General features: G+C 53.5%; 6 protein-coding genes and 2 pseudogenes. 1 reads left to right on the top strand and 7 read right to left on the bottom strand.

What is annotated here, in order from left to right; genetic code table 11:
* The 3 genes and pseudogenes from AB5Y90_RS12440 to dinG all read right to left on the bottom strand — a co-directional run.
* A pseudogene (locus AB5Y90_RS12440) lies at positions 1 to 302 on the bottom strand (IS1595 family transposase); the annotation flags it as partial.
* A gap of 176 nt (positions 303 to 478) precedes the next feature.
* Positions 479 to 1,138 (bottom strand): DUF2057 family protein, encoded by a 660-nt coding sequence (locus AB5Y90_RS12435; protein WP_368166923.1) that lies wholly within the window; start codon positions 1,136 to 1,138, stop codon positions 479 to 481.
* 142 nt (positions 1,139 to 1,280) lie between these two features.
* Entirely contained in the window at positions 1,281 to 3,353 is a 2,073-nt protein-coding gene (dinG, locus tag AB5Y90_RS12430; RefSeq protein ID WP_368166922.1) for an ATP-dependent DNA helicase DinG, read from the bottom strand.
* 396 nt (positions 3,354 to 3,749) lie between these two features.
* On the opposite strand from dinG, the gene AB5Y90_RS12425 reads away from it, so the two are divergent.
* Positions 3,750 to 4,763, top strand: coding sequence for a porin (locus AB5Y90_RS12425; RefSeq protein WP_368166921.1), 1,014 nt, complete (start codon positions 3,750 to 3,752; stop codon positions 4,761 to 4,763).
* A 172-nt stretch (positions 4,764 to 4,935) separates the two neighbouring features.
* Here AB5Y90_RS12425 and AB5Y90_RS12420 read toward each other — a convergent pair.
* The 4 genes and pseudogenes from AB5Y90_RS12420 to AB5Y90_RS12405 form a co-directional block, all read right to left on the bottom strand.
* A pseudogene (locus AB5Y90_RS12420) lies at positions 4,936 to 5,975 on the bottom strand (IS481 family transposase).
* A gap of 80 nt (positions 5,976 to 6,055) precedes the next feature.
* Positions 6,056 to 6,439 (bottom strand): hypothetical protein, encoded by a 384-nt coding sequence (locus AB5Y90_RS12415; RefSeq protein ID WP_042056543.1) that lies wholly within the window; start codon positions 6,437 to 6,439, stop codon positions 6,056 to 6,058.
* A gap of 87 nt (positions 6,440 to 6,526) precedes the next feature.
* The gene (locus AB5Y90_RS12410) at positions 6,527 to 6,919 is read right to left on the bottom strand and encodes a hypothetical protein (RefSeq protein ID WP_368166920.1); all 393 of its coding nucleotides are present in this window, start codon (positions 6,917 to 6,919) and stop codon (positions 6,527 to 6,529) included.
* A gap of 779 nt (positions 6,920 to 7,698) precedes the next feature.
* Complete coding sequence (locus AB5Y90_RS12405) at positions 7,699 to 8,835, bottom strand: ISAs1 family transposase (protein ID WP_024943479.1); 1,137 nt, start codon at positions 8,833 to 8,835, stop codon at positions 7,699 to 7,701.
* Between the last annotated feature and the right edge of the window lie 95 nt (positions 8,836 to 8,930).

Raw genomic sequence — 8,930 nt, 5'->3', positions numbered from 1 at the left:
GCTTGCGCGTAGTCTTCCCAGCACTGTGCTTTACGCAATCTGGCCAAGGGCGTCTTGGTCAGAACGGTGCTGGTGCGCAGACACAGTTTGCAACGGTAGCGGCGCAGCCCCCGACTCCATCCCCAAGGCGCCAGCTGGGTAACATCGGCCTGACAATGGGGGCAGCCACTGCATGCCGGTAACTGAGTATTGAGCGAGGTAATCGTGTGGGGTGCAGTGAGCTCCTGCTGAGCAACACGGCGCTGGCGCAGGGTTAACTGGGGAAAGAGAGACAGCAGGTGTTGAAAGGCTGGGGTATCCATGATGGTTGACCTCAAGGTGATGGCCTACTTCAAGATTAGCCTTTCAACACGTAATTGGGACAGAGCCTATATAAAGGGGAAGTGGCAGCGCATAAATCAAGACGCGTCGTGAGTAAGATCGCAAGATATTGAAAAGGGGAGCTTGGCTCCCCTTTCAGTCAATCTCTCAGCCCGGCTTATTGCTGCTGGATAACCCAGATCTGGAAGGCTTTGCGGGTTTCCGCATCGGCCTTGTTGTACCAGTTTTGCAACTGGGTCAGCGCTTCCGGATTGCTTTGAGCCTTGCTGGGGGCAACCTGAACCGGTGCGCTGACGGCAGCCATCACAGCAGCAGAGGAGACGGCGACGGTCTTGGGCTGGTTGAATGCTTTGCCCATGTTGATCAGCTCTTGCTGATAGTCACGGGTCAGCTGGAAGCCCTCTACTTTCGGCATCACGAACTGTTCGCTGCTCACTTGCTGACCACTGACCTTGTCTTTCAGCGTGACTTTCTGATCCTTCAGGAACTGTTTGGCTTCTGCTTCGTTGCGGGGCTTTTTATAGTCCAGCACCAGCTGCTGGTTGTCGGCAGCGGTGAAGTTCAGCACCAGCGGCTCGGCGGTCACCAGCTTGATTTCGTCTCGATTAGAATAATTGCCTTCAAATGCAACCACGAGCTGATGTTTACCAACGCTAAGTGGAAACTTTTTGGTGTTATCGAGTAATGAGGGATTGATTGCTTGACCATCGATCAGCTGGACGACATACGGGGTGGTCACTTCCAATTGGGCATCAGCAAGGGCGCTACCGGCCCACAACAGACCAGCCAGCGCCGGTACCAGAACAGTCAGTTTCATTTCATCTCCTTGAACAGTCAGGCGATTGCCCACTGAAAACAGGGGCTCATTTTTACAGGTTTGGCCTACTGCGGCAATGGCTCTTTCTGGTGGTCAACGTTCGCGCCGCTGTCAGTTTGTTTATCAATAGCGGCCGACTGATTTACTCGACCCGACGTGTGAACGGGGGGAGGGCATCAAGCAACCCCTTGCCATAACGCTTGGTCAGCAGACGCCGGTCCAGAATGGTGACCCGTCCCTGATCGGCCTCCTTGCGGATGAGGCGGCCACAGGCCTGGATCAGTTTGCGCGATGCTTCTGGCACCGTCAGTTGCAGAAAGGGGTTGCCTCCTCGCTGCTCCACCCACTCGGCGGTGGCCTCCTCGACCGGTGAGTTGGGCACCGCAAAGGGGAGTTTGGTGATCACCAGATTGGTAAGGTAGTGACCCGGGAGATCCAGCCCCTCCGAGAAGCTGCCGGTACCAAACAGTATGCTGGCCTGATCTCCATCGCATTTTTGTTTGTGCAGGGTGAGCAGGGCATTGCGGGAGGCTTCCCCCTGCACCAGCAGTGACAGTCCCTTGGCTCGCAAGCCAACAGCCACCTCATTCATCTGGCGGTAGGAGGAGAAGAGCACCAGACTCGCCTCCTTGCCCGCCAAAATGCGGGGCAGCACGCTGATGAGTTCGTTGGTAAAGGCCGGCGAGTTGGGTTCGTGCTCCATCTTGGGCAGATAGAGTTCGGCTTTCTGATAATCAAAGGGGGAGCGCAGGCGCAGATAGCGGGTACCGTCGTGCTCCTTGAGCCCCACCTGATGGCGAAAATAACTAAAGGAAGAGAGGGCGGTGAGGGTCGCTGAGACCAGAACGGCTCCCAGACATTTCGACCAGAGCCACTCCTCCAGCAGATAGCCTACCTCAATCGGTGAGGCGTGCAGCCAGATATCGCCGTCATCGCTCTTGGCCATCCAGCGGGCGAGCGGGGTTTTGCCGGTCGGCACATGGCGCCCCAGCATCTCCCACAGGGCGCAGAAACTCTCCAGCCGCTGTAGATGAAAACCGCTCTCGGCCAGCAGGGGTTCGGCCTCCTTGCGGCGGATCTCGCCATCTTTCAGCGCTTCACCTATGGCTCCTTGCATCCGATCCAGCGCTCGCAGCGCCTTCTTGCTCGACTCCTTGAGATTCTCCGCCAGCATGGGCAGGGGATCAGGCAATACCCCTTCGGCGAAGCGGTAGTGAGGTTCCGTGCCAAACAGCCGATCGTTGGTGCTGAGCCACTGCTCGACCGCCTTCAGATCGGGCTGGATGGAGGCCAGTGCATCCTGCAGTTTGAGTTGGGGATCGAGCAGGCTCTCCTTATTAAGCGTCCGCGCCAGCTTGCCTGCACTTTGTACCAGCTTCTCCAGCCAACGACGCGAGCCTTTGACGCTGGCCGACGCCGCGCCGTGATCCCGGGCAATGGTGGGCAGGTGATGGGCCTCATCCAGCACATAGATGCACTCATCAGGGGGCGGCAGAATGATGCCGCCGCCCATGGTGAGATCGGAGAGCAGTAGCGCATGGTTCACCACCAGCACATCGGCGCTCTCCATGTCGTTGCGGGCGCGATGAAAGGGGCAGTGCTGGTGATGGCTTAGCGCCTTGTTGCAGGTGTGGCGGTCGGCGGCGATGCGATCCCAGCAAGTGTCGGGAATGGGCTCCGGCCAGTTGTCCCGATCCCCGTCCCACTTGCCATTGGTGTAGGCCTGCCACAAGGCCTGGTAGCGATCTTTGTCGCTGTCAGATGGTTTGGATTTGCTCAGACTGCCAAAGTCGAGCTCGAAGTTGGCCATCTCGGCGCCACTGGCTGCCTGTTCCAGTAGATGTTCGCAGCAGTAACGCTGACGCCCCTTGACCAGCATAAAACGAAACGGCAGCTCGCTGTGGCTGTGGTAAAAAGGGAGGTCTTTGTGGATCAGCTGCTCTTGCAGGGCCACGGTGGCGGTGGAGATCACCAGCTTCTTCTGGGTGAGCCGCGCCACCGGGATGGCGCCCTGCGCATAAGAAAGAGATTTGCCGATACCGGTTCCTGCTTCGGCCACCAGGATCCGGCGTTGTTTGTCGTACTCGCCGGTCAGGGTTTTGGCTATCTCTGCCACCAGAAAGTTCTGCTCTTTGCGCGGCACAAAACCGGGTAATCCATCCGAAATCTGGCGATAGGTTTGACGAATGGTGGCTTTAAGGCGAGTAGAGAGCATGAAGAGAAGGCCAGTTAGGGGTTAATCGAAGGACAAGGATACCCGCAACCCCTTGGTGAGGTCGAGGCAGCAGCCATTATCACGGCAGTTTTACACTGATCAGACCACTTTGGTTGTTTATCAGGTAGTTAGCGTTATTTGCATGCAAATCAGACTATTTGAGTCCAAATAATCAGCAGAATTAGTTGTAAACGTTTTCCCATTGATTCAGCTTCAAGTGAGATGCGCATCACATTTTCATCTTGGTGACCATGATTTCCATAAAAAGTTCCAAGTTTTTTCATTGCGGTTCAAAAAATCCGGTGCTAGTCTCGGCGGCATAGTGATGCAAAGAACATCGCTAACACAGGGAATAACAACGACTTAGTGTTTAACTTACAGTAGGCATTGGAAACTATGAAAAAGACAATTCTGGCTATTGCTATCCCGGCTCTGTTCGCATCCACCACGAACGCCGCCGTCATCTATGACAAAGACGGTACTCAAGTTGGCATCACCGGTAACCTGCGTACCCAATTTGCCAGTGATCACGATCGCGAGGCTGAAGATCTCGCTGGCCGTGCACGTATCGGTCTGAGCACCAAAGTTGCCCTGAACGACACTTGGTCTGGCTTGGCCAAGGGTGAGTGGCAACTGACCTCCAACAAATCTAAAGAAGGTAGTGCTGGCGATGACATCACCTCCCGTGAAGTGTATGTCGGTCTGGATGGCTCCCAGTTTGGTATGATCCGTTTTGGTCAGCTGGATACCGTGTTCAACGACGTTATCAACAAGGCTGATATTGCGAATGAAAACTCTGGCTTGGCCAGTGTCTACGATGGCCGTCAGGAAGGTCAGGTTCGTTACGATGGCCAGTGGAACGGTGTCTCCTTCGGCGCGAGCTATATTACTGCCAATACCGGTTATAAAGATGTCGCAAGCAATAACGGTATTGTTAAGCTGACAGGCGACTTGGATCGTGGCTACGCCGCCAAACTGGGCTACGAAGCCCCGTTCGGTCTGGCGCTGATTGCCGGTCTGGAGCAAAAAGAGTTCAATGAGACAGTCGCCAATACTGACGGTGCTGAAAGCAAGAAAGATTGGGGTCTGGGTGCCTCCTATACCCTGGAAGGCCTCTACCTGGGTGCCTCTTACAGCAATTCCAAAGTTAAATACTATGGTGTAGGTGACAACGAAGATAAGACTCGTGGCTACGAGCTTGCCGCATCCTACAATGTGGATGCTTGGACTCCGTATGTTGTTTACAACAACGCCGAGACTAAAGAGACCAATGAGCGCGCCATCTACACCACATTGGGTCTGACTTACAACTTCACCAGCAACTTCTTGGCATACAGCGAATATGTATTCGAAAATGCCGAAGTGAACAGCGATGATGTTGTATATGCAGGTCTGTTTTACGCATTCTAATGAATGCTGAGTGCATTGTGTAAACTTTAGGGTAAACACAGTAACGTTTATTAAACGGGCAATAAGAGCTTTCTTATTGCCCGTATTGTATGCTCAGCGCGCTGCGATGTGATAAACACAGGTTGTACAGATCTAGTTATCACCTGACTCCGGCCTCAAATCGGTGTTTTGTTTACGCTACTTTAGTGCGCACTTTCTTCGGTATCAATTTCAGATCCTTCTTGAACATGTTGTAGGGGGTGTGACCCTCCATCATCTTGCCCTGATGTGGCCGCTGGGTGTTGTAGTGCACCAGATAGCTATCCAGGTCTGTCTGCATCTGTTCTACCGACTCATACCAGGTCGTTCTCCCCTTGATGCGGAAGTGTTCATCCAGCAGTGTGCAATGCTGTCGCTCGATAAAGCCGTTGCTCTGCGGCCTGCGCACCCTGGTTGTCCGGTGCTCAATCCCCTCCAGTTGCAGGAACAGCTCGTAGGGATGATGGTCAGGGCGCCCGCAGAACTCGCGCCCGTTGTCCGACAGGATGGTATAGACCCGTGCCTCGTGGGTTTCAAAGAATGGCAGCACCGTTTCGTTGAGCACATGAACCGAGGTCACCGGCAGCTTGTTGGTGTAGAGCCGCCCCCAGGCGTGGCGACTGTAGCAGTTCAGCACGGTTTGCAGATACACCTTGCCAACCCCCTTGAGCGCGCCGACGAAGAAGGTGTCGATCGCCACCAGTTCCCGGTGTAGTGAACTTCTATCTGGCGTTCGCGGAACTCGGGGCTGAAGCGCTCTAACAGGCGAATTTGCTCGTCATTGAGCTCAATGGTCTGATCCCGGTGAGTTTTCTCAAGGCGCAGCAAGCGGTCGTGTTTGGAGAGCAAGTCGTGCCGTTGCCACACGCCACGCACACCACCCGCACTAACATTGATGCCTTGCAGAGCCAGTTTTTGCGCGACTCGCAGCGGGCCATGAGCTGGTCTGGTGAGGGAGTAATCGAGGATGGCCTGTTCAATCTCGGGAGCGACTCGATTGGGATGAGCCCGTTTACAGCCGGGCAATTTGTCGAGCAATCCCTCGGCGCCATAGGTCTGGTAGTTACGGCGAATCTCATAGAACTGCTGACGGCTGTAGCCGATGAGCTTGCAGGCTTTGCTGACGTTATTGAGTTCTTTGGCGAGTTCTAGCAGGCTGAGTTTGCGACGTGCTACTTTCTCGTTGGTGATCATGCAGAGGCTGATAGTATTTTGCAGGTGCAAAAAAGCCCCTTGGCGGGGCTTGGTGTCTGGCAAGGCCGGTGTCGGGATTATCAATCGAACAGGATGCGGCCGCTGGTGCCGGCATCGCTGTCTTTCCAGCTGGCACCGCTTTTGCGCAGGGTGTAAGTGATGGTCTCCTGCTTGAATTTCAGGTAATCGCTGCCGCTGTGGCTCGGTTTTACCTGATTGCCATCGATATAGGTCTCCCCTGTGGTATCGACGTGAATTTCGGCCACGGTGCGGCCATCGTCAGTGACCGCCTTATAGTTGCCAGCCCACGGGCTCTCGTCGCCATACTGCACGGCCCCTTCCTGAGCGTGCGCTTGGGCATGGGTCTTGTGGCCGTGATGGGTTTTGGCCACGGCACAGCCGGAGATACCGACAGCCAGCAGGCAACCGAGGGCGACATTGAGCAGAGTCTGTTTGGATTTCATCTTCATTTACCTGTATCAAATAATTGCAATGGATAAGGGGTGGAGCCCCCACGGTAGGTGTGGGCCCCGCTGAGCCGTGGCTCGAAATCAGTCCTGATTGATGCCAGAAATATGGCCGCGGGCGTCGGTGAGGCAGTGCCAGAGCCGGTCATGGGGCCCCTTGATATCAATCATCATCCCCGCCTGGGAGTCGGCCACATAGTCGAGGGTCAGTTTGCTGCGGCTGACGCCCGCTTTTCTGGCGACGGCGTTCATGCAGGCGTTCTCGGCAACCTTGGTTTGCGCAGTGCTGCCGTTGTAGGCACTGCTACTGGCGATTTCATTATCATCATCATCGCCGTCGTCATCGTTCTCATCGTCATTGAGCTGGCAGGCGCCACTGTCGCCATTTTTGACAAAATAGGTGATGCCCCAGTCGCCATTTTTCACCATGGAGAGGGTGGTGCGCCCCTTGCTCGCCTCGTAGAAATTTGAATTCACTTTTTTAAGTGGAACTTGCTGGTTATTGATATAAGCCGTGCCATCTTAGACGCGAAGATTAATATGTCCAGGACAGCTGGCGGATAAATCAGGCACCCCTGCATATGCGGTTCCGGTCATGACCAATACAGAGAGAGCAAGCAGCGTTTTTTCATCAGATAACCTCAAATCAACAAGGATCAGCAAGTGTGATGTCGTCAAAATAACGGTTGCTATGCCTGAACGTTATTTCTGTGCTCATTGCACACCTGTTATCGGTAGCCCGCAGTCAGTCGTTTCAGTGCGCCTCGTCCTGCCGGGATGACGCCAAATTTAGCAGTCGGGTGATGTAAGTAAAATAAAACAGGATTAATTGGATTCATAAAATATGAAAAACTATAAATCATTTAAAACAATAAGTTAGGTGCGGCTCAAGTCACTGTGAAAATGATGGGGGACCTCCGGGTTGGTTCCTTATGGACATCGATAAAGTTGCCATAGGGCTGCAATGCCGGGAGTAGAGTATTTCCTCTGTTGCAAGCGGGCACAGTCTGGCGACATCACAGGGCTAATCAGCCATTGCGCGCAGTAAATACATAGAAAAAAAACTCCAATATTCGGTGTGCGAGGGTGACAAAATTGGCCTGCCAGCAAGAAGATATTTTTACCTGATAGGACTGGATCGTGAGAAATATGAAAGGGGGCAGATCAATAAATCCTCTATCAATACGGACATAATTATCCTGAGTGTTAATGTACTTTCCCTGAGGATTGCCCAGGGCGAGAGCGTGAACATATTGTTAAATTGACTTCAATTCAGCCAGCCCTGAATCCAATACCTTTTCCAGATATGGGCTGCTCATGCCCGCAAATTGCTGCTTCTTCCGCAAGCTTGCCTTACGGCTGGTTTCGGCTCGCAGCATGTTTTGCGCCATGTGTCGTGCACAGGCCAATATTTGAGGGGCATCACCTCGATATATCTGGCAGGCATCCTCATTCATCACGACATCCAGAACCCAGTGCAGGCTATTTTCAATTGCCCAGTGCCCTCGTACCGCTGAAGCAAACTGCTCTGGTGTCAGTTCAGCCGAGCTGATGTAGTAGCGATACTCCATCGAAAATTTTTCCATATTTTCAATTCGATAGGATATTGCGACACCGACAGTCTTCAGCGATTTCCACTCTGGAAATTGCTCTGATAGTGCTCCGGCTGGTAACACATGGTACTCGCGGCCATCGATGCGACCGTGCTCTTTCTCGACACTGAGCGTTTCTTCACTCAGCGGCTTCTTGGTCGACTCGGCCAGAGCTGCGCGTACTGCATTATGCAGTGTGGGCTGGTTACCTTTTACCGCCAGCAAGTAGTCGCCACCGCCCTTGACTATGGTTGAGGCTATTCCAGTCTGGCAGCCCATGGCATCGATGGATACCAGGCAGCCTTTTATATCGAGGAGTGCCAGTAATTCAGGAATGGCGGTGATTTCGTTAGATTTCTCATCTGTTTTGACTTGCCCGAGCACCAGACGATTCTCAGCGGCAAAGGCACTGACCATATGAATGGTAGACTGACGACTGTCTCGGTCGTAAGAGCTGCGTAAGGTCTTGCCGTCAATGGCAATCAGCTCACCATCGGTACGTTCTGATGTTGCTTGCATCCAGCGGACGAAGGCGTTCTGGAATTGCTCCGGTTGAATACGGGAGATGATCCTGGCTATGGTGTCGTGAACAGGTAATCCGTTATGAAACAATCCATTACGCTGAAACCATTCCAGATGTGCCTCGCCGAAAAGCTCGATATCTTCCCAACCTTGAGCTCCACCAATAGCAGCACAGACGGTGAGAAAAACCACATCGAAGAAGGGGTACGCGATTTTGGTTGTCTGACGAGGGTCTTCAAGTTCGGAGAAGAATTGGGTAAATGCCGCTTGATGGTTCATGACGAAACTCCCGTAAAAGAGAGTATAAGATCACACCCTGTTCGGTCGGTCAAATCCTCGTGCCCTGCTTAAAAAACGTTCGCGATCTTGCCCTG

The organism is Aeromonas sp. R4-1, from assembly GCF_040908325.1.
Classification (GTDB): domain Bacteria; phylum Pseudomonadota; class Gammaproteobacteria; order Enterobacterales; family Aeromonadaceae; genus Aeromonas; species Aeromonas veronii.
The sequence above is the reverse complement of the archived record's forward strand: the minus strand, read 5'-3'. Positions and strand labels throughout refer to the sequence as shown.